The following is a 20,080-nucleotide window of genomic DNA, read 5'->3' as shown; positions in this document are numbered from 1 at the left end:
TCAGGCCTCCCCGTCCGCGTCGACGGCCGCCTGCTGCTCCCGCTGCTCGCCGAGGACGGGGATCGCCTGGGTGATGGTCGCCGCCTGATCGGCGACGAGGCCCGCGACGCCCGTGCCCTGCCCGTACTCGACGTGCGGACGCGGCGCCCCGCCGACCACCCAGGTGTCCTTCGAGCCGCCGCCCTGGCTGGAGTTCACGACGAGCTGTCCCTCCGGCAGCGCCACGCGCGTCAGGCCGCCGGGCAGCACCCAGACCTCGTCGCCGTCGTTCACGGCGAAGGGACGCAGGTCGGCGTGCCGCGGGCGCATCCCGTCCTCGACGAGGGTGGGGATGGTCGAGAGCATGACGACGGGCTGCGCGATCCATCCGCGCGGGTCGGCGACGAGCCGCTTGCGGAGCGTCTCGAGCTCGGCGGGCGAGGCGTCGGGGCCCACCACGAGGCCCTTGCCGCCCGAGCCGTCGACGGGCTTCACGACGAGCTCGTCGAGCCGGTCGAGCACCTCCTCGAGGGAGCCGGGGTCCTCCAGCCGCCAGGTGTCGACGTTCTTCAGGAGAGGCTCCTCCCCGAGGTAGTACCGGATGAGATCGGGCACATAGGTGTAGAGGAGCTTGTCGTCGGCGACGCCGTTGCCCACGGCGTTGGCGATCGCGACGTTGCCGAGACGCGCCGCGAGCATGAGACCGGGGGCGCCGAGCATGGAGTCGGCGCGGAACTGCAGCGGATCGAGGAAGTCGTCGTCGACCCGGCGGTAGATGACGTCGACGCGCTTGGGCCCGCGCGTGGTGTGCATGAACACCTTTCCGCCCACGCAGGTGAGGTCGCGCCCCTCGACGAGCTCGACGCCCATGAGGCGCGCGAGGAGCGTGTGCTCGAAGTACGCGGAGTTGTACACCCCGGGGGTGAGCACGACCACGTTCGGGTCGCGCACGCCGGGCGGCGCGCTCGCGCGCAGGGCGGCGAGCAGCCTGTTGGGGTAGTCGCCCACGGGGCGCACCTGCATCGAGTGGAACAGCTCGGGCAGCGTCTGGGCCATCACGCGCCGGTTCGAGATGACGTAGCTCACGCCGCTCGGCACGCGCACGTTGTCCTCGAGCACGCGCATCTCGCCGTGCTCGTCGCGGATGAGGTCGATGCCCGCGACCTGGATGCGCACGCCGTTGGCCGGATGGATGCCCGCCGCCTGGCGGGAGAAGTGCTGGCTCGACGCGATGAGCCTCGCCGGGAGGACGCCGTCGCGGACGCCGTGACGACGGCCGTACGCGTCGTCGAGGAACGCCTCGAGCGCGCGGACGCGCTGTGCGACGCCGGCCGAGACGTGGTCCCACTCCTCCGACGCGATCACGCGGGGCACGGCGTCAAGCGGGAACGGCCGCTCCTCCCCGGCGAAGTCGAACGTGACGCCCTGGGCGAGGTACGAGTTCGCGAGCGACTCCGTGCGCCCCCGGAGCTCCTCCTGCGTGAGGCGCGCGAGCGCCGTGTGGAGCTCGCGATACGCCCCGCGCACCTCGGCGGCGTCGCGTGCCCCGAACATCTCGTCGAACGCGGGCTCGCCCTGCATCGTCTTGCGCGGTGACAGCGTGGGTCCGTAGCCGTCGAACAGGTCGCCCATGCCGGCGAGAGTATCCGCGCGGTGTTGCCGGGAGGTTACCCTGTGCGTCACGTGGCGTCGTATGCCGCTGTGCCCATCCCCCTCAGCGGGCGAGCACGACCTGGAGCTGCTCGAGCGCCCAGTCGATCTCCGTCGCGCGGATGACGAGCGGCGGTGCGATGCGGATGGTCTGGCCGTGGGTGTCCTTGACGAGGACGCCGCGCGCCATGAGCGCCTCCGAGATCTCCCGGCCCGTGCCCACCGCGGGATCGATGTCGACGCCCGCCCAGAGGCCCGCGACACGGACCTCGGTGACGCCGTGGCCGACGAAGCGCGCGAGCTTCGTCTCCAGATGCTCGCCGAGCATCTTCGCGCGCTTCTGGAGGTCGCCCGTCGCGAGGAGCTGCACGACGCGGTGCGCGACGGCCGCCGCGAGCGGGTTCCCGCCGAACGTCGAGCCGTGCTCGCCCGGCCGGATGACGCCGAGCACGTCCTCGTCGGCGACCACGGCCGAGACGGGGAGGATCCCGCCGCCGAGCGCCTTGCCGAGCAGGTACACGTCCGGGACGACGCCCTCGCGATCGCAGGCGAACGTCTCGCCGACCCGGCCGAGTCCCGACTGGATCTCGTCGGCGATGAGCAGCACGTTCCGCTCGCGCGTGATCTCCCGCACGCGGCGCAGGTACCCGTCGGGCGGGACGATCACACCCGCCTCCCCCTGGATCGGCTCGATGAGCACGGCGGCGGTGTCGTCGTCGATCGCCGCGGCGATCGCGTCGGCGTCGCCGAACGGCACCGAGACGAATCCGGGCGTGAACGGCCCGAAGTCGTTCCGCGCCTCGGGGTCGTCGCTGAAGCTCACGACGGTCGTGGTGCGGCCGTGGAAGTTGCCGTGCGCGACCACGATCCTCGCTCGCCCCTCGGCGATGCCCTTGACCCGGTACCCCCAGGCCCGGGCGACCTTGATGCCCGTCTCCACCGCCTCGGCGCCCGTGTTCATCGGCAGCACGAGGTCCTTGCCGCTGAGCTCCGCGAGCGCGGCCGCGAACGGCTCGAGACGGTCGTTGTCGAACGCGCGGCTCGTGAGGGTCACGCGCCCCAGCTGGTGCGCGACGGCCTCGACGAGGCCGGGATGGCGGTGCCCGAAGTTGAGCGCGGAGTATCCGGCGAGCAGGTCGAGATAGCGCCTGCCGTCCGTGTCGGTGACCCAGGCGCCCTCGCCGCCGGCGATGACGACGGGCAGCGGACGGTAGTTGTGCGCGACGTGGCTCTTCACGGCCGCCTCGGCGGCGGTCACTTCGCGCCCCGCAGCTCGAGCGTGCAGCACTTGATGCCCCCGCCGCCGAGCAGCAGCTCGGACAGGTCGACGAGCACGGGGTTGTAGCCGCGTTCGCGCAGCTGCGCCTCGAAGCCCTTCGCACGCGGCGAGATGAAGACGTTGTACCCGTCGCTCGCCGAGTTGAGCCCGAACACCGCGCCGTCCTCGTCCGACACCCGGATGGCGTCGGGGAAGCGCTCGGCGAGGATCGCGCGGCTGCGCTCGTCGAAGGCGCCGGGGAGGTAGGCGATGTTCGCCGGCCCCGTGGTGGCGTCCTCGACCGGATCGAGCACGCTGAGCGCCGTGTCGAGGTGGTAGAAGCGGGGATCGACGAGGTCGAGGCTCACGACCTCGCGTCCGAAGACCCGGGCGACCTCGGCATGGCTGTCGCCCGTCGAGCGGAAGCCCGTGCCCGCCAGGATGACGTCGCCCGCGAGGAGGAAGTCCCCCTCGCCCTCGTTGACCTCTTCCGGGACGACCGTCTCGAACCCGTTCGCACGGAACCAGTCGATGAAGGCCGGCGCCTCGCCCTGCCGCTCGACGTAGCGGAAGCTCGGCCCGTAGGCGATGCCGTCGACGACGAAGCCGCCGTTGGCCGTGTAGACCATGTCGGGGAAGCCCGGCAGCGGGTCGATGAGCTCGACCTCGTGGCCGAGGTCGCGGTACGCGTCGTACAGCGTCTGCCACTGCGCGAGGGCCCGCGCGGTGTCGGTCGGCCGGGACGGCTCCATCCAGGGGTTGATGGAGTACGACACCGTGAAGTGCGAGGGCACGCACATGAGATACCGCCGCTTGTGCGCGGTACGGAGGGGCGCCTCCACGGGCGCCGCGATCGCTTCGGACATTTTTCGCTCCTCGTCGTAGCAACGGGCGGCGGACGCTGTCCAGAGGCCCGGCGGGGCTGTGAGAAGCCACGACCCGGGCACGCCGCGCTCATTCTTTCACGACGACGGCGAACGGTCGATGAGGACGCGGCGTCAGGAGGCCGGCGGATCGCCGAGTTCGCGCCGGTAGCGGTGCACGACGTCACGCTCCGGAGGGACGATCTGCGTCGTCAGCTCGCCACGAAGCGACTCGATCTGCTTCTCGATCGACGCGAGGGACGTCTTGAGGCTGTGCGTGAAGCTCGTCATGACGACCGCGATCACGCTCCCAGGGTCGCAGGTGCGATCGAGTCCGGCACGCGATCCGGCCGGGCGACCGTTCACGCCGGGAGACGTGCGTGGATCGACGATCCGACGGGGCTGTGCACGCGTCGTCGGGCCAGGCGAAGACGGCCCCGGGCGCGACGGAGGAGATGCGCGCGGCGTCAGGCGCCGAGGTCGATCTCCGTGCCGATCCCCCGCTCGCGCGCGGCGCGGACGAGCAGGTCGGCGATCGCGAGGTCCTGCGCCCCGATGCCGACGGAGTCGAAGAGCGTGATCTCGGCGTCGTCACGGCGCCCGCGCACGCGGCCAGCGATCGTCTCGCCGATCGTCCCGACGACGTCGTCGAGCGCCACCGCCCCCTCCGCGACGGCCAGGAGGAGGTCGCCCGACTTCGTCTCGGCCGTCGCCCTGTCGTCCACCCACACCGAGGCACGGCGCATCGTCTCGCCGTCGACCTCCCTCTCGTCCGCGCGCGGCCGGGCTCCCACGACGTTCACGTGCTGACCGGGGCGCAGCCATCCGCCCGAGACGATCGGCGCGACCGACGGCGTCAGCGTGCAGACGACATCGGCCGCGTCGAACACGTCGCGCACGCCGGAGGCGACGTCGACCTCACCGCCCCACGCGATGTCCGCGGCGAGAGCCTCCGCCGACGCACGGGTCCGCGACCATACGACGAGACGTTCGAAGGACCGCACGCCGCTCAGTGCCGCGACGTGCTCGCGCGCGAGCGCGCCGGCTCCCACGAGCCCGAGCACGCGGCTGTCCGCTCGGGCGAGCACGTCCGTCGCCACGGCGCTCGCCGCCGCGGTCCGCACGCGCGTCGGCACGCCGCCGTGCAGCAGCGCGACGGGCTCGCCGTCCGCGCGGTCGACGACGAGGATCGACGACCGCTGCGTCGGCAGGCCCCGCCGCGCGTTGTCGGGGACGTCCGCGAGCAGCTTCACCGCAGCCGTCCCCGTCGCATCCGACAGTGCGGACATGAGGATGTACCGCCCTGTCCCCGCATCGGTGGCCATCGACGTCGGCCCGGGCTGGGAGGCCTCCCCCGCCGCGATCTCGGCGAAGACGCGGGAGACGGCGGCGATCGTCGCCGGCCGGTCGACGAGCCGCTCGAGCTGCGACGCCGTGAGGACGAGCGTCACGCGCCGGCGCCCGTCAGCGCGAGGCCCTCGGCCACGACGACGCCCCCGCGGAGCACCGTGCGATCGGGGCTGCGATCCATGACGGCCGCCGTCACGGTGTCTCCCTCGACGAGCACGAGATCTGCGGGGGCGCCCACCGCGAGACCGGGCCTGTCGTCGACCGACCGCAGGCGCGGGGCCGTGCCGATGACGGAGCGGCCGCCCATGGTCGCCACGGCGACGCAGTGCTCGATGTCGGCGTCGCGACGGAACCCGTTCGTGAAGGCCATCTGCCAGGTGCGGTCGAGCATGTCGGCGTTCCCGTAGGGCGTCCAGTAGTCGCGCTGCCCGTCCTCGCCGAGGCCGAGCCGGATGCCGTGCTCGGCGAGGAGCAGCGTCGGAAGCGGCGTCGGCGGCGCGACGGTGGCCATCGCGATGTCGTGTTCGCGGAAGTCCTCGAGCAGCGCCCGCAGCTCGCGTTCGGGCAGCCCCCCGAGGCCGTATCCGTGCGAGATCGTGACGCGCCCCCTGAGGTCGAGCGCCTTGACGCGCTCGACGACGAGCTCGGCCGAGAACTTCGCCAGCTGATCGGGCTCGTGCAGATGGATGTCGATGGGAGCGTCGAACCGCTCCGCGAGCCCGAAGACGATGTCGAGGTGCCGGACCGGGTCGCGGTCGAGCGCGCAGGGGTCGATCCCGCCCACGACGTCCGCGCCGTGCTCCATGGCACGAGCGAGCATCTCCGGCGCCCCGTCCTCGCGGAGGAGCCCGGCCTGCGGGAACGCCATGACCGTCACGTCTGCCCGGTCCGCGTGCGCCTCCTTCGCGGCGAGGACGGCGTCGAGCCGCTCGAGGCCGCAGTCGACGTCGACCTGCGCATAGGTGCGCACGCTCGTCGTCCCGTGCGCGATCATCCGCCCGAGGGTCGTCGTCGTCCGCTCCGCCATCGACGCCTCCGCCGAGCGCCAGTTGCGCCGGTCGTTGAGCATCATGTCCCACACCCCGGGGCTCCCCGTATGCGGGCGGAACGGCAGCCCGATGCGCGTCGAGTCGAGGTGCACGTGCACGTCGGAGAACGACGGGAGGAGGATGCGCCCGCGGCCGTCGACGCGCCTCGCGCCGGGCTCCGCGGCGCCTCCGGCCGGGCGCAGCTCGGCGATGACGCCGTCCGCGAGGACGACGTCGGTCGCGTCCGCGCCCCACGGGCGCACGTTCTGGAGGACGGTGCGGGTCACTGGAAGCTCGTCTCCGTGAAGTCGTACAGGCCGTCGGCGCGCGGGGCCCAGTCGAGCGCCGGATCGGCGGCGAAGTTGTTCATGGGCACGTACAGCGGAACGAAGTAGCCCTGCGCGTTGCTGTACGCGAGGAGCTCGGCGAAGACGGCCTCGCGCTCGGGGCCCGTCACGCCGCGCTGGGCGACGGCGAGCTCGGCGGTCACGGGGTCCTGCGCGTAGTTGTTGTTGCCGTCGGGCTCGTAGAAGTCGGTCAGGGGCAGATCGCCGTCGACCGTGGATGGCGCCCACGTGTTGAGGTAGATGCCGGTGAACTCCTTGTTCCGCACCTTGAGGGTGTGGCTCTCCTGGTCGGCGCCGGCCATCTCGACGGAGACGCCCACGTCGGAGAGGTATCCCTGGACGGTCTGCGCGACCTCCGCGGACAGCGGGATGCGGCCGTCGGTGGCGTAGTCGAACGGGATGGTCTCGCCGTCGTATCCGGCCTCCGCGAGCAGCTCCTTCGCCCGGTCGGGGTCGTAGGCCGTCCCCTCCACCTCGTCGGAGAAGCCCTCGACGGCCGGCGCCAGCATCGACGTCGCAGGCTCCGCGAGCCCCATGAGCAGGTTCTCCGCGATGGCCTCCCTGTCGATCGCGAGCGCGATCGCCTCGCGCACCCTGACGTCCGCCAGCACGCCCGCCGTGGAGTTCACGCCGAGGAAGACGACGCCGTTCGACAGCGCCGACGACACCTCCGCCGACGCGTTGCCCTCGACCGACGAGACCTGCGTCGGGCCGATCTGTGCGACGTCGAGGGAGCCGGAGAGCACGCCGTTCACGCGCGACTCGTCGGAGGAGACCGGCTGCAGCGAGATCGACTCGATCGCGGGAGCCTCGCCCCAGTAGTCGTCGTTGCGCACGAGGTCGTACGAGACGCCCTTCGTCACGTTCTCGAAGACGTACGGGCCCGAGCCGACGGGTTCCTGCGCGAAGGCGTCGGCGCCCATCTCCTGGTAGGTGTCGGCCGGCACGATCGAGATGAGCGAGGTGTTGCGGGGGAACGCGGAGAACGGCTGCTTCAGGTGGAAGCGCACCGTGAGGTCATCGATCGCCTCGACGGAGTCGATCGACGAGAGGTAGGCGAAGTTCTCGCTCGTCGGGTCGTCGAGGATGGCCCGGTAGGAGAAGACGACGTCCTCCGCCGTGATCTCCTCGCCGTTGCTCGCGACGACGCCCTCGTGGAGCGTGAAATCCCACTGGGTGAGATCGTCGTTCGCGGTCCACTCCTCGGCGAGCTTCGGCTCGAGCTCGCCGTCGGCCGTGATCCTCACGAGCTGGTCGAAGGTGTGGAAGAAGACCGACAGCACGACGAGGGCGCCGGAGCGGACGGGATCCATCGACGAGGGGTCCGTGGGGATGGCCGCGACGACGGACGTCGGCGTCGACTCCGGCGTGCCGCCGGAGCCCGATGCGCCGTCGAACCCTCCCGCGCATCCGGCGAGCACGAGGCCGCCGATCGTGACGAGGGCTCCTGCGCCGAGGGCGCGGCGGGGGCTGAGGGATGTCATGGGTGTTCCTCTTTCGGGATGGCTCGGGTGGTGCCGGTCAGGGGAGCGAGGGAGCGCATTCGGGGGTCGCAGGGGGCCCGTCGATGCGGGGGATCGCGTCGAGCAGGGTGCGCGTGTAGGGATGTCCCGGGCGCCGGAAGATCTCGTCCGTCGGCGCCTCCTCGACGATGCGGCCCGCCTGCATCACGACGACGCGGTCGGCGATGTTCCGGACGACGCCGAGATCGTGCGAGATGAACAGGTAGCCGAGACCGTGCTCGCGCTGCAGATCGTCGAGCAGACCGAGCACCTGCGCCTGGATCGAGACGTCGAGGGCCGACACGGGCTCGTCGAGCACGAGCAGCCGGGGCCTCAGCGCGAGGGCGCGGGCGATGCCGACGCGCTGGCGCTGGCCTCCCGAGAGCTGACTGGGCAGGCGGCCCGCGAAGGACTCGTCGAGCCCCACGTCGGCGAGCAGGCGCTCGACCCGGTCCGGACGGTGGCTGCGGCGCACGCGCAACGGCTCGGCCACGATCTCCGCGACGGTCATGCGCGGGTCGAGCGCGGAGTACGGGTCCTGGAAGACGATCTGCGCGCGCTCGCGCTCGGCCGCGCTCCGGCGAGCGAGCGCGGGTGCCACGACGTCGCCGTCGAGCCGGACGCTGCCGGAGGCCGCCGCATGGATGCCGAGGACCGCACGGGCGAGCGACGACTTGCCGCACCCCGACTCCCCGACGACCGCGACCGTCTCACCGCGGGCGACGCGGACGCTCACGCCGTCGACGGCGCGCACGGGCGCTGCTCCGCGGCGCCCCGCGTACTCCACGACGACGTCGGAGACCACGAGCGCGTCGGGCGCGGAGTCCGTCGCGTGCGCGCGACGGTCGGGTGCCGACGCCTCGGGGCGGGCGTCGAGGAGCCGCCGGGTGTACTCGTGCCGCGGCGCGTGCAGGACGGTGCCGGTGGCCCCTTCCTCCACGATCGAGCCCCGGTACATGACGGAGACGCGGTCGGTGTTCTCGGCGACGAGCCCGAGGTCGTGCGTGATGAGGACGAGGGCCGATCCGGTGCGCTCGCGCACCTCGGCCAGCAGCTCCATCACCTGCGCCTGGACGGTCACGTCGAGAGCGGTGGTGGGCTCGTCGGCGATGAGGAGCAGAGGGTCGTGGGCGATCGCCATCGCGATCATGGCGCGCTGGCGCATCCCGCCCGACCACTGATGGGGACGCGTGCCCGCACGGTCGGCCGCATGGCGCACGCCCACGGACTCGAGGAGCTCGACGGCGCGCTCGCGCGCGCGGCGGCGGCTGAGCCCGGGGGCGTGGACGCGGACGGCGGTCGCGATCTGGGCGCCGACGGCGCGCAGCGGGTTGAGGGCGGACATCGGGTCCTGAAAGACCATGGCCGCCGTGCGGCCGCGCAGCGGACGCATGTCCCGCTCGCCGAGGCTCGTGATGTCGCGCCCGTCGAGCACGATCCGGCCGGACGCGACGCGGGTCCCTGCCGGCAGCAGCCCCAGCGACGCGAGCATCGTGAGGCTCTTGCCGGAGCCGGACTCCCCCACGATCCCGAGGGACTCTCCGCGGCCGACCCGCAGGCTCACGCCGTCCACGGCCGTACGCAGGCCTCCCCCGTGCGGATCCGCAGGGACCTCGATCCGCAGGTCCTCGATGCGCAGCACGTCGTCCGTCATCGCATGTCTCCCTTCCGGAGGAGGGCGCCGCGACTCTCGGCCGTGAACTGCTGGCTGAGGAACTGCGCTCCCGCGACGGCGAGGAACATCGCGAGCCCCGGCAGGATCGCGAGCCAGGGCACCGTGCCGAGGTACTTCTGCCCGTCGAAGATCATGGAGCCCCAGCTCGGCACGGGCGGCTGCACGCCGAGGCCGAGGTACTCCAGCGACGACTCGATGAGCACGATCGTGGCGATGTCGGTGGCCGCGATGATGAGCGTGTGCGGCCAGATGTTCGGCACGATGTGACGGGCGAGGACCCACACGGTGTCGGCTCCCTGCGTGAGCGGGGCGACGACGAAGTCCTGCCGACGCAGCGATGCCGCGACGTTGCGCGTGACCCTCGCATAGCCGACCCACCACGTGCAGCCGAGGACGAGGATCGTCAGACCCGCGCTCGGGCGCAGCACGGCGCAGATCGCGATGAGCAGCAGGACGACGGGCATCGCGAGGGTCACGTTGCTCACGACCGAGACGAGCGCCTCGATGCGCCCGCCGACGTAGCCGGCGAGGATGCCGACGGTGCTGCCGATGACGGCGTTCATGCACACGATCGCGAGGGTGATGCCGAGGGTCACGCTCGAGGCGAGCGACACACGGCTGAGCAGGTCGCGGCCCAGCGCGTCCGTGCCGAGGGGCCGGGCCGGATCCGCGAAGGGCGGGATGAGCGCGCTGCGCAGGTCCTGCCCCATCGGGTCGAATCCGGGCAGCAGCGGAGGGACCGCCGCGAGCAGCACCACGGAGCCGAGCATCACGACGCCGACCAGGGCGGACGGCCGGAGGGACCGCCGGGGGCGCGGAGGCCGGATGCCGGACGGTTCCGCGATGCCTGCGGCGGTGAGGGGCTGAGCGGTCATGCGAGGGCCGTCCTGGGGTCGATGCGGGAGACGACGACGTCGACGAGCGTGTTGACGACGACGAACATGAGGGCGACGAACAGCAGACCGGCCTGGACGATCGGGAAGTCGCGCTGGCTGACGGCGTCGGTGAGCAGCTGTCCGAGGCCGGGCCAGGCGAACACGACCTCCACGACGACCGTCCCGCCGAGCAGGCCGCCGAGATTGAGCCCCGCCATCCCGAGCACGGGCAGCAGCGCGTTCGGCAGCATCTGCGTGAGCAGGATGGAGCTCCGTCTCTGCCCCTGCGCGAAGGCCGTGCGGACGTAGTCCTGAGCCGCCTGCTCGCTGAGAGCGGCGTCGAGCAGGCGCAGGTACATGACGAACTGGCCCGTCGCGAGCGTGACCACCGGGAGGACGAGGCTCGCCGGGCTCGTCCGCCCGAGCGACGGCAGCGCCCCGAGCATCACCGCGAAGACGAGCACGAGCAGCAGCCCGAAGAAGAAGTCGGGGACGGACTGCCGGAGCGCGCCTGCCCATCCCGCGATCGCCCTCAGCGCCCGGCTGCCCGTGAGCTGGATGGCGAGCGCCACGACGAGGGCCAGGGCGAGTCCCGCGGCGAACGACCAGAACGCGAGCTCGAAGGTCGCCGGGATGCGCTCGAGCACGAGCCCGAGCGCAGGCTCGCGCAGCCGGTAGGAGTCGCCGAAGTCTCCGGCGAACAACCCGCCCAGGGAGGAGACGTACTGGACGACGAGCGGTCTGTCGAAGCCCAGCGCCGCGTTCAGGGCGGCGACGTCCTCGGCCGTCGCGTTGTCGGGGAGGAGCAGTGCGGCCGGCTCTCCCGTGGCGCGACCGAGCGCGAACGCGATCGTCACCACGGCGAAGAGCGTGGCGAGGGCGAGCGCGAAGCGGCGGACGAGGAAACCGGTCATGTCTGGGACGTTAGGCGAGCGATCGGGGCGGGGATGCGCGTTTAACACGGTCGTCACACGACTCTTACGCCAGCGTCATTTTTGCATACCAAAAACGGCCTTTTGCGTCGAATCATCCCCGATGACTGCCGATTTGGCATTCAATAAGGCGCTTACGGGGTTCTCGCGCCGACCTGCGATGATGGTCCCCATGACACCCGACGCCGATCTCGCCCTGCCCGTGCGCATCGCCCACGCGCTGCGCGAGCAGATCATCACGGGCGAGCTCGCGATGGGCGCGAAGCTCAACGAGCGGGAGATCGCCGAGCGTCTCTCCGTCTCGCGCGTCCCGGTGCGCGAGGCGCTGCCGATCCTCGAGTCCGAGGGGTTCATCGTCTCGCAGCCGCGACGGGGAGCCGTCGTGCATACATTCACGCTCGTGGACGCCCGCGAGGTCTTCGACCTGCGCGATCAGCTCGAGCCGCTCGCCGCCGAGCTCGCGGCGCGGAGGGCGGCGGAGGGCGCCGACGTCACGGCGCTGCGGGCGGCGCTCGAGTTCGCGCACGCTCCGGCATCGTCTCCGCCCCCGTCGACGCGCAACTCCGACCTGCACGAGGAGATCATCGCGCTCGCGGGCCACGCGCTGCTCCAGCGCGTGAGCGGCCTGCTCAACGGCCGGGTGCGCTGGCTCTTCCGGCTCACCCCCGAACGCGACACCACGACGATGTGGCAGGAGCACCGCGAGCTCGTGGACGCCATCGTGTCCGGGCACGCCGAGCTCGCCTCGATGCTCGCCGCCGCCCACGTGGAGCGCGGGCGGATCGAGTCGATGCCCCTGCTCGAAGGCCGGCTCCCCGCCGCGCCCCCGAAGGCCCGGCGGCGCCGCTCGGACGCCGTACGCTGACGGGACGGCGTCAGGAGGCGGCGGGCCCGTGCTCGGGAGGGGCGCCGAAGATGTGCCGGTAGAGCGCGTCGAGGTCACGGCGCAGAGGCGCGATCTCGGCTCTCACCTGCTCCTTCACCTGCTCCTTCACCTCGGCTTTCACCTCGGCTCGCAGCTGGATCATCTCGCCGCGCATGTCTGCCCGGACCTCGCCGATCTCCGCACGGACCGTGCCGATCTCCGCACGGACCGTGCCGATCTCCGCACGAACCGTGCCGAGCGTCGCGCGGATCGTCGACAGCACGAGCGTGATCATCGCGGCCATCGACGCCGCGAAGACCCCGATGAGCGTCCAGACCTGCGGCTCGTTCATCTCGATCACCCCTCCAGTGTGCCGTCCGGTCTCGATGTTGTCACGCCTGCCGGGGCAGGAAGGCGCGCCGAGAGCGATCTGTGGACGACGAGGAGTCATCCGGCGCGCTGTGCACGCGGCGTCGTCGTCAGATGACCTCGGCGAACGTGTCGTCGGGGTTGCCGAAGCGGTGCGCCGTGATCGAGATCGCCTGCTCGCGCAGGAACGGCAGCAGCTCGAGCCTCCCCGCGGCCGTCACCTCGCCCGCGTAGACCGCGATGTCGGGGTCGCCCGAGACGCCGTCCGCGAGCGCACGATGCAGCACGGCCACCGCGTCGGCCGGGCCGACGAGACGCACGCGGTCCGGGCGCTCGTGCTGGATGCCCAGGATCTGCTCGGAGGTCGGGACGTCGCCGGCATCGGCGTCGGGCTCTCCGGCCCGTCCCGCCATCCGTTCGATCCACTCCCCGTCGCTCTCGACGAACACCGGCACGTCGAGATCGCCGAGCGCCCTGCGCACCGACGCGGGGATGCCGGTCGGCACGCTGAGCGAGAACCAGTCGGCCGCGCGCACCCCGGCGAGCACGACGCGCAGCACCGCCTGCCAGGTGGCGTCGCCCGTGGCACGCACGGCCACGGAGGCGGCGCGGTAGCGGAAGAGGTTGCGCTCCACGCCCAGCCCCGACACGTCCTTCACCTTGCCGAACTCGCGATCCCACGCGATCGCGTCCGAGAGCGCCGCGCGCCTCAGCCATTCGAACTCGTCATAGGTCAGCGAGGGCTGCGCCGCCTCGATGAGCGTCGTGATGCGCGTGTCGAGGCCGCGGAGGTGCAGGGAGTGCGAGGCCGGACCGCCGCTCGTCGCGCGCCACGACCCGAGGCCGACGAGGTAGTTCGGGCCGCCCGCCTTGGCACCCGGCCCGACGGACGAGCGCTTCCAGCCGCCGAACGGCTGACGCTGCACGACGGCCCCCGTGATGCCGCGGTTCACGTAGAGGTTCCCGGCCTCGACCGACGCGAGCCACTGCTCGAGCTCTGCGGGGTCCTGGGTGTGCAGCCCCGCCGTGAGCCCGTAGTCGACCGCGTTCTGCAGCTCGATCGCCTGCTCGAGCGTCGCGGCGTGCATGATGCCGAGCACGGGGCCGAAGAACTCCTCGCGGTGGAAGCGCGAACCGGGGCGGACTCCGATGCGGATCCCCGGCGTCCAGTACCGCCCGTCCTCCTCCGCGCCCGCCAGCGGCCGGGGCTTCACGAGCCAGGACTCGCCTTCGCCGAGCTCGTTGAGCGCCCATTCCAGCTTGCCGCTGGGCGGCCCGATGAGCGGCCCGACCTCGGAGAGCGGATCGTGAGCGGGCCCGACGCGCAGCGACTTCGTCGCGTCGACGACCTGGCGGGCGAACCGCTTGGACCGGCCGACGGATCCGACGAGGATGACGAGCGAGGCGGCGGAGCACTTCTGCCCCGCGTGCCCGAAGGCGCTGCGCACGAGGTCGGCGGCTGCCAGGTCGAGGTCGGCCGACGGGGTCACGATGAGGGAGTTCTTCCCGCTCGTCTCCGCGAGGAGGGGGAGGTCGGGCCGCCAGGAGCGGAACAGCCGTGCGGTGTCCCAGCCGCCCGTGAGGATGACGCGGTCGACGTCCCGGTGCGCGACGAGGTGCCTCCCGAGCGCGTCCTCCTCGAGGTCGACGAGCGCGAGGAGGTCTCGGGGCACGCCGGCGCTCCACAGCGTCTCGGCGACGACCGCGGCGCTGCGCCGCGCCTGCGGCGCCGGCTTGAACACGACGCCCGAGCCCGCGGCGAGCGCGGCCAGCACCCCGCCCGCGGGGATGGCGACGGGGAAGTTCCACGGCGGGGCGACGACGGTCACGGCGGACGGCACGAACACCGCGCCGGCCACGTGGTCGAGCTCGCCCGCGTTCGCCGCGTAGTAGTTCGCGAAGTCCACGGCCTCGCTCACCTCGGTGTCGGCCTCGGCGAACACCTTGCCCGTCTCCGACCCCGCGACCTCGATGAGCGCCGCGCGGCGCGCTTCGAGGGCGCTCGCCGCGCGGCGGAGGACGGCGGCGCGCTCGATCGCCGGCCGCGCCCCCCAGGCGGCGCCCGCGGCCCGGACGCGCTCGACGACGGCGTCGAGGTCCGCGGCGGCGTCGATGCGGGCGGCCTCGATGGTGGCGACGCCCGCCGTCGAACCCGGGATGCGGGCGAGGATCTCCCGCGCCCAGGACCGGTTCGCGGGGAGGGCGGGGTCGGTGTCGGCGGCGTTGCGGAAGCCGGGCGCTCCGACGGCGATCGCGCTCTCGCGCGGCGAGAAGACCGCGGTCTCCACCCAGTCCTCGTCGGAGCCCGCCGCCTCGGGCTGCGTCTCCCCGAGGGCCGCGGTGTCGACGCGACCGTCCGCGTGCCGCGCGATCCCGAGCACGGCCTGCGTCAGCTGCTCCGGGGCGTCGGGCTCCCCCGCGCCGCTTCCTCCGCGTTCCTCAGGGTCGACGTCGTCCGCTTCCTCGGGGTCGCCGTCCAGGTCGTCCGCGTCCTCCGGCGCGACGCGCTCCTGCGCACGCCTCGGACCGATCGCGAGCGACGCGTCCTGCGCCCGCCGCACCGACCCCGTGAAGCGGTTCTCCTCACGGGCGAACAGCGACTCGTCCTCGTGCAGCGAGAACGCCGCGGAGAGGAAGTTGTCGCTCGACGCGTTCTCCTCCAGGCGCCGGACGAGATAGCTGACGGCGACGTCGAACTCGTCGGGGTGGACGACCGGCACGTACAGCAGCACCCGGCCGACGTCGCGGGAGACGGCCTGCACCTGCCCCTCCGCCATCCCGAGCAGCATCTCGAACTCCACCGCGTCGCGCACGCCCCGGTCTCCGGCCAGCAGCCAGGCGTAGGCGATGTCGAAGAGGTTGTGCCCGGCGACGCCCACGGCCACGGCACGGGCGCGATCCGGGTCGAACGCGGCGTGCAGGCAGCGGAGGTAGTTCGCGTCCGTGTCGAGCTTGGTGTCGTAGGTCGCCGGCGACCATCCGTGCACGGCGGCGTCGACGTGCTCCATCGCGAGGTTCGCGCCCTTCACGAGCCGCACCTTGATGCGCGCGCCCTCGCCGTCCACGCGCTCCGTCGCCCACTCCGTGAGCCGGTCGAGGGCGGGCAGCGCGTCGGGCAGATACGCCTGCAGCACGATGCCCGCCTCGTACCCGTGGAGCCGTGGGTCGTCGAGGACGCGCTGGAAGACGGCGACCGTCAGGTCGAGGTCGCGGTACTCCTCCATGTCGAGGTTGAGGAACGTGCCGTTGCCCGCCGCGGAGAGGTACAGCGGCAGGAGGCGCCCGGCGACCTCCTCGACCGTCTCGTCGAAGGCCCACATCGACAGGCGGCTCGCGACGGCCGAGACCTTCACCGACACGTAGTCGACGTCGGGCCGGCGCACGAGGTCGTGGATGCCCTCGAGGCGCCGGTGCGCCTCCTTCTCCCCCAGCACCGCCTCCCCGAGCAGATTGAGGTTGAGGCGGGCGCCCTTCTCGCGCAGCGCGGCGAGAGAGGACTCGAGCCTGTCGGGCCGCGCGTCGACGATGAGGTGGCCGACCATGCTCCGCAGCACCCTGCGCGCCGCGGGGACGACCGCGAACGGGGCGACGGGAGCGACCGCGCCGCCCGCACGGACGGCGCCGCGCAGATACCAGGGGAGGAAGGCCGGCGCGAGCGGAGCGATGCGGGCGAACCGGACGGCCGAGGCCGAGAGGCTCTCGGGGCGCATCACGCCGTCGACGAATCCGATCGTGAACGGCAGCCCCTTCGGATCCTGCAGGACGCCGGCCAGACGCCGTGCCGCAGGATCCACCTCGACGGTCGCGGCCTCGCCGACCCAGCGCCTCGTGAGCGTGATCGCGCGTTCGACCAGCTCGTCTGTACCCGCCCGGGCTGCTTCGTCGGCCATGACCTCAGCCTACGAGCGGGATCGTGCCGGAGCCGGGCATGGATGTTGTGGGTCTCCTGAGTCGTGCGCGTCTCACGAGACCGCGTACGGCTCGCCGTGCACGCGCGCCGTCGCCGCGCCGTGCAGCAGCTTCGAGACGGGGCATCGGGCGTCCACCGCGCCCAGCAGCCGCTCGGTCTCGGCAGGGGTCGACCCCTCCGCCGAGAGGTACGCGTCGACGTGGAACTCGTACCCCGGGCCCGGCACGGCGTCGTGCAGCTCCACGGTCACCCGGACGGAGGTGCGGCGCCGGCCTGCCACGACCGTCTGCGCGGTCGCGTTCAGGCAGGTCGCCCACGCGAGCGCGAGCAGCTGCTCGGGGTTGGTCGCCTCGGGATCGGCTCCGCCCGCGAGCGGCGAGGCCACCCGCACCCCGAGCCCGTCCCCGACCCTGCTCCATCCCTCGACGCCGTCGTGATTCGCCGCCTCTGTCCGATACCGAGCACCCACACTCGAACTATAGTTGGACCTCGGTCAGGAAATCCGATCAGCGGAAGGGAACGGCACGACTCGTGACGGCAACCGATACGGCGGTCGTGAGGCTCGTCGAGGTCACCAAACGCTACGCCGAGCACCCGGACGAGCCTCCCGCCCTCGACGGCATCACCCTCGAGGTGGGCGCCGGCGAGGTCTTCGGCGTCATCGGCGAGAGCGGTGCCGGCAAGTCCACGCTGCTGCGGCTGCTGGCGGGGCTCGAGAAGCCCGACTCCGGCTCCGTCGCGGTGCGGGACCTGCCGGTCCCCGCGCTCGGGCGCCGCGCGCTGCGCGAGCTGCGGCGCGGCATCGGCGTCGTCTTCCAGAGCGTCGACCTCCTGAGCAATCGCACCGTGCGCCAGAACGTCGCGCTGCCGCTGCAGCTCGCACGGCGGCGCGACGCTCCGACGTCGCGGGCGGAGGAGCGGCACAGGGTCGACGAGATCCTCGAGTTCGTCGGCCTCTCCCATCGGGCGGACCACTTTCCCGCCCAGCTGAGCGGCGGCGAGCAGCAGCGCGTCGGCCTCGCACGCGCCCTCGTCACGCGGCCCGCGCTGCTGCTCTGCGACGAGCCGACCTCATCCCTCGACACCACCACGACGTCGGAGGTGCTCCGCGTGCTCGTCAACGCACGCGACCGGCTGGGCACGACGGTCGTCGTGATCACGCACGACCTCGACGTGGTCAAGGCGATCTGCGACCGCGCGGCCTTCCTCGAACGAGGGACGCTGCGCGAGCTGTTCGAGGTCGCGAAGAGCGACTACCGGAGCCTGCCGACCTACTACGAGCAGGTCCGTCAGGAGCTGATGGGGTGAGCGGGCTGTCCGACCTGCTCGCCGAGCACGGGGAGGACCTCGTCGAGGCGCTCTCCGAGACCGGATACATGCTGCTCGTCTCGCTGGGCGCCGCGGTGCTGCTCGGGCTCCCGCTCGGCATGACCGTCTTCCTCACCCGCCGCGGGGGCGTCGCCGAGCATCGCCCGGTCTGGACGGCCGCGAACCTCTACATCAACGTCGTCCGCTCGTTCCCGTTCCTGCTCCTCGTGGTGTTCCTCATCCCCTTCACGCGTCTCGTGTTCGGCACGACGTTCGGCACGCAGGCCGCGAGCCTCCCCCTGTGCTTCGTGGCGGTCGCCATCTACGCGCGCCTCGTCGAGCAGATCCTCCTCGAGGTCCCGCCCGGCATCTCCCGGATCGCGGTGGCCATGGGGGCGACGCTGCCGCAGACGGTGTTCCGGGTGCTGCTCCCCGAGGCGCGTTCCGGTCTCGTGTACGCCCTCACGTCGGCGGCGATCAGCCTGATCTCCTACTCCACCGTCCTCGGCGTCGTCGGCGGGGGCGGCATCGGCGACTTCGCCATGCGCTACGGCTACCAGGAGTACGACGACACGCTCATGTACGTGACGATCCTCGTGATCGTCGCGTGCGTCCTCCTCATCCAGGCGATCGGGCACCGTGTGTCGTCGCGTCTGGATCACCGGTGACGCACCAACGCCACCCCGGCGGACCGCTTCAGCTCCAGAGAGAAGGAACACCATGAGATCGATCCGACGCGGCGCACTCGCCGCCACCGCGGGAACCGCGCTGCTGCTGAGCGGCTGCGCGTCGTCCGGCACGGACGACGACGCCTCCGCGGAGCCGATGACGCTCCAGGTGGCGGCCGTCACCTCGCCCATGACCGACGTCGTGGAGGCCGCCGCCGAGGCGATCGACGGCGACTACGAGATCGAGCTCGTCGAGATCTCGGACTACGTGACGGCGAACACGATCCTGAACGACGGCGACGTCTACGCGAACTTCTCGCAGCACGTGCCGTACATGGAGTCATTCAACGAGGCGAACGACGGAACGCTCGTCGGCGTGCAGCCCGTCTACAACTTCGTCATCGCGTTCTACTCGAAGACGCTCACCGACATCGACGACCTCCCCGACGGCGCCACCGTGGCGATCCCGGACGACCCCTCGAACACGGGGCGCGCTCTCAAGCTGCTCGCCGACGAAGGGATCATCGCCATCGACCCGGCGATCGACCCGTTCACGGCGACTCCCGACGACATCGCCGAGAACCCGAAGGACCTCGAGTTCCTGCAGGTGGCGATCACCCAGCTGAACACGGCGTACGACGAGGCCGATCTCGTGTTCCAGTGGCCGTCTCACATCGCGGCGCTCGGTCTCACCCCGCAGGACGACGGCCTGATCACGGAGCTCGACGACCGGTTCGCGCTCGACCTCGTCGTGCGCGAGGAGGACGAGGACTCGGACGCCACCGAGGCGCTGAAGGCGGCGTTCACGAGCGACGAGGTCCGCGACGTGATCGAGTCGAACGGCACCATCACGGTCGCGTTCTGAGCCGGCGCGCTCCCGTGCTCAGTCCCAGACGCTGGGCGCGGGGCGTCTCGTCGACGGGAGGGCGGAGGCGTCCGCCCAGTCGTGGATCCAGGCGGCGACCTCGGGCAGGCCCTCCGGCACCTCGACCGCGGCGAACAGGTCGTCGTGCGCCACGGGGCCGCCGGGGCCGAGGAGGCGCGCCCGGATGATGGCGCGCGCGTAGACCTCGCCGCCCACGACGGCTCTGTGCTCCATGTAGAGCGCCCGGTCGTCCCGTCCGATCCAGCGCGTCTCGAGGTCGAACCGCTGCCAGAGGCCCAGCGACTTGCGGAAGGTGATCGTCTCGCTGGAGACGACCGGATACCACCGGCGCGCACGGAGCACGCCCGTGAGGCCCGTCCGCTCGAGCATGTCCCAGCGCCCGAGGTCGAACAGCGACAGATACCGCCCGTTGTTGAGGTGTCGCAGCATGTCGATGTCGGTCGGGAGCACGCGCAGCCGGATGCGGTGGACCTCGGTGAGAGGACGATGGCCGCCGCCGCGCACGCGCAGCTTGGCGCGCAGCGTCACGAGAAGGGTTCGCCAGAGCACGTTCACGAGCACCGACGCTAGAGCGGAGCACATCCTCTGCGCAGATCCTTGTCGCCATCCGACAAT

18 protein-coding genes are annotated in these 20,080 nt (G+C 72.0%); 4 read left to right on the top strand and 14 right to left on the bottom strand.

All coding sequences use genetic code 11. The features are described 5' to 3' along the window. The 10 genes from N8K70_RS02240 to N8K70_RS02195 all read right to left on the bottom strand — a co-directional run bounded on the left by N8K70_RS02240 (position 1) and on the right by N8K70_RS02195 (position 11,441). On the bottom strand, positions 1-1,611 hold the full coding sequence (locus tag N8K70_RS02240; protein WP_317139994.1) for a circularly permuted type 2 ATP-grasp protein: 1,611 nt from the start codon (positions 1,609-1,611) through the stop codon (positions 1-3). Between the two features lie 82 nt (positions 1,612-1,693). Beyond that, positions 1,694-2,887: an ornithine--oxo-acid transaminase gene (gene rocD, locus N8K70_RS02235; protein WP_317139993.1), complete on the bottom strand. Its 1,194-nt coding sequence runs from the start codon at positions 2,885-2,887 to the stop codon at positions 1,694-1,696. Further along, entirely contained in the window at positions 2,884-3,753 is an 870-nt protein-coding gene (ddaH, locus tag N8K70_RS02230) for a dimethylargininase (RefSeq protein ID WP_317139992.1), read from the bottom strand. Before ddaH ends, rocD begins: the two co-directional genes overlap by 4 nt. 132 nt (positions 3,754-3,885) lie before the next feature. Next, the gene (locus tag N8K70_RS02225; RefSeq protein ID WP_317139991.1) at positions 3,886-4,056 is read right to left on the bottom strand and encodes a hypothetical protein; all 171 of its coding nucleotides are present in this window, start codon (positions 4,054-4,056) and stop codon (positions 3,886-3,888) included. 161 nt (positions 4,057-4,217) lie between these two features. Next, on the bottom strand, positions 4,218-5,201 hold the full coding sequence (locus N8K70_RS02220; RefSeq protein WP_317139990.1) for an ornithine cyclodeaminase family protein: 984 nt from the start codon (positions 5,199-5,201) through the stop codon (positions 4,218-4,220). Further along, positions 5,198-6,415, bottom strand: a complete 1,218-nt coding sequence (locus tag N8K70_RS02215; protein ID WP_317139989.1) for an amidohydrolase family protein — start codon at positions 6,413-6,415, stop codon at positions 5,198-5,200. Before N8K70_RS02215 ends, N8K70_RS02220 begins: the two co-directional genes overlap by 4 nt. Then, positions 6,412-7,959 carry an ABC transporter substrate-binding protein gene (locus tag N8K70_RS02210; protein WP_317139988.1) on the bottom strand — a complete coding sequence of 516 codons (1,548 nt, stop codon included), beginning with the start codon at positions 7,957-7,959 and terminating at the stop codon, positions 6,412-6,414. The genes N8K70_RS02215 and N8K70_RS02210 overlap by 4 nt, the downstream gene beginning before the upstream one ends. A gap of 37 nt (positions 7,960-7,996) precedes the next feature. Continuing rightward, positions 7,997-9,631 (bottom strand): ABC transporter ATP-binding protein, encoded by a 1,635-nt coding sequence (locus tag N8K70_RS02205; protein ID WP_317139987.1) that lies wholly within the window; start codon positions 9,629-9,631, stop codon positions 7,997-7,999. Next, positions 9,628-10,527, bottom strand: a complete 900-nt coding sequence (locus N8K70_RS02200; protein WP_317139986.1) for an ABC transporter permease — start codon at positions 10,525-10,527, stop codon at positions 9,628-9,630. The genes N8K70_RS02205 and N8K70_RS02200 overlap by 4 nt, the downstream gene beginning before the upstream one ends. Further along, positions 10,524-11,441: an ABC transporter permease gene (locus N8K70_RS02195; protein WP_317139985.1), complete on the bottom strand. Its 918-nt coding sequence runs from the start codon at positions 11,439-11,441 to the stop codon at positions 10,524-10,526. The genes N8K70_RS02200 and N8K70_RS02195 overlap by 4 nt, the downstream gene beginning before the upstream one ends. 190 nt (positions 11,442-11,631) lie before the next feature. Between N8K70_RS02195 and N8K70_RS02190 the strand changes: the two genes are divergently transcribed. Next, positions 11,632-12,324 (top strand): GntR family transcriptional regulator, encoded by a 693-nt coding sequence (locus tag N8K70_RS02190; protein WP_317139984.1) that lies wholly within the window; start codon positions 11,632-11,634, stop codon positions 12,322-12,324. 10 nt (positions 12,325-12,334) lie between these two features. On the opposite strand, the gene N8K70_RS02185 is transcribed toward N8K70_RS02190, so the two are convergent. The 3 genes from N8K70_RS02185 to N8K70_RS02175 all read right to left on the bottom strand — a co-directional run bounded on the left by N8K70_RS02185 (position 12,335) and on the right by N8K70_RS02175 (position 17,072). Further along, entirely contained in the window at positions 12,335-12,685 is a 351-nt protein-coding gene (locus N8K70_RS02185) for a hypothetical protein (RefSeq protein ID WP_317139983.1), read from the bottom strand. Positions 12,686-12,803: 118 nt separating this feature from the next. Further along, positions 12,804-16,583, bottom strand: coding sequence for a bifunctional proline dehydrogenase/L-glutamate gamma-semialdehyde dehydrogenase (locus N8K70_RS02180; RefSeq protein ID WP_317139982.1), 3,780 nt, complete (start codon positions 16,581-16,583; stop codon positions 12,804-12,806). 72 nt (positions 16,584-16,655) lie between these two features. Further along, positions 16,656-17,072, bottom strand: coding sequence for an OsmC family protein (locus tag N8K70_RS02175; protein WP_317139981.1), 417 nt, complete (start codon positions 17,070-17,072; stop codon positions 16,656-16,658). Between the two features lie 62 nt (positions 17,073-17,134). Between N8K70_RS02175 and N8K70_RS02170 the strand changes: the two genes are divergently transcribed. From N8K70_RS02170 to N8K70_RS02160, 3 genes are read left to right on the top strand one after another with little or no spacing between them, the layout of a single operon-like run. Beyond that, a complete protein-coding gene (locus N8K70_RS02170; protein ID WP_317139980.1) occupies positions 17,135-17,911 on the top strand; it encodes a methionine ABC transporter ATP-binding protein in 777 nt (258 codons plus the stop codon). Continuing rightward, positions 17,908-18,579, top strand: coding sequence for a methionine ABC transporter permease (locus tag N8K70_RS02165; RefSeq protein WP_317139979.1), 672 nt, complete (start codon positions 17,908-17,910; stop codon positions 18,577-18,579). Before N8K70_RS02170 ends, N8K70_RS02165 begins: the two co-directional genes overlap by 4 nt. Positions 18,580-18,631: 52 nt before the next feature. Next, entirely contained in the window at positions 18,632-19,444 is an 813-nt protein-coding gene (locus tag N8K70_RS02160; RefSeq protein WP_317139978.1) for a MetQ/NlpA family ABC transporter substrate-binding protein, read from the top strand. 18 nt (positions 19,445-19,462) lie between these two features. Here the strand turns inward: N8K70_RS02160 and N8K70_RS02155 are convergent, their stop codons facing one another. Beyond that, positions 19,463-20,047, bottom strand: a complete 585-nt coding sequence (locus N8K70_RS02155) for an acyl-CoA thioesterase (protein ID WP_317139977.1) — start codon at positions 20,045-20,047, stop codon at positions 19,463-19,465. Positions 20,048-20,080 lie beyond the last annotated feature (33 nt).

This window comes from Microbacterium sp. AB (genome assembly GCF_032878875.1).
GTDB lineage: Bacteria > Actinomycetota > Actinomycetes > Actinomycetales > Microbacteriaceae > Microbacterium > Microbacterium betulae.
This window is presented reverse-complemented; position numbering and strand designations above follow the sequence as displayed.

Excerpts from the sequence above, each read along its gene's own strand:
- N8K70_RS02240 (WP_317139994.1), bottom strand. The coding sequence starts at position 1,611 with ATGGGCGACCTGTTCGACGGCTACGGACCCACGCTGTCACCGCGCAAG.
- ddaH (WP_317139992.1), bottom strand. The coding sequence starts at position 3,753 with ATGTCCGAAGCGATCGCGGCGCCCGTGGAGGCGCCCCTCCGTACCGCG.
- N8K70_RS02210 (WP_317139988.1), bottom strand. The coding sequence starts at position 7,959 with ATGACATCCCTCAGCCCCCGCCGCGCCCTCGGCGCAGGAGCCCTCGTC.
- N8K70_RS02205 (WP_317139987.1), bottom strand. The coding sequence starts at position 9,631 with ATGACGGACGACGTGCTGCGCATCGAGGACCTGCGGATCGAGGTCCCT.
- N8K70_RS02200 (WP_317139986.1), bottom strand. The coding sequence starts at position 10,527 with ATGACCGCTCAGCCCCTCACCGCCGCAGGCATCGCGGAACCGTCCGGC.
- N8K70_RS02195 (WP_317139985.1), bottom strand. The coding sequence starts at position 11,441 with ATGACCGGTTTCCTCGTCCGCCGCTTCGCGCTCGCCCTCGCCACGCTC.
- N8K70_RS02190 (WP_317139984.1), top strand. The coding sequence starts at position 11,632 with ATGACACCCGACGCCGATCTCGCCCTGCCCGTGCGCATCGCCCACGCG.
- N8K70_RS02180 (WP_317139982.1), bottom strand. The coding sequence starts at position 16,583 with ATGGCCGACGAAGCAGCCCGGGCGGGTACAGACGAGCTGGTCGAACGC.
- N8K70_RS02160 (WP_317139978.1), top strand. The coding sequence starts at position 18,632 with ATGAGATCGATCCGACGCGGCGCACTCGCCGCCACCGCGGGAACCGCG.
- N8K70_RS02155 (WP_317139977.1), bottom strand. The coding sequence starts at position 20,047 with ATGTGCTCCGCTCTAGCGTCGGTGCTCGTGAACGTGCTCTGGCGAACC.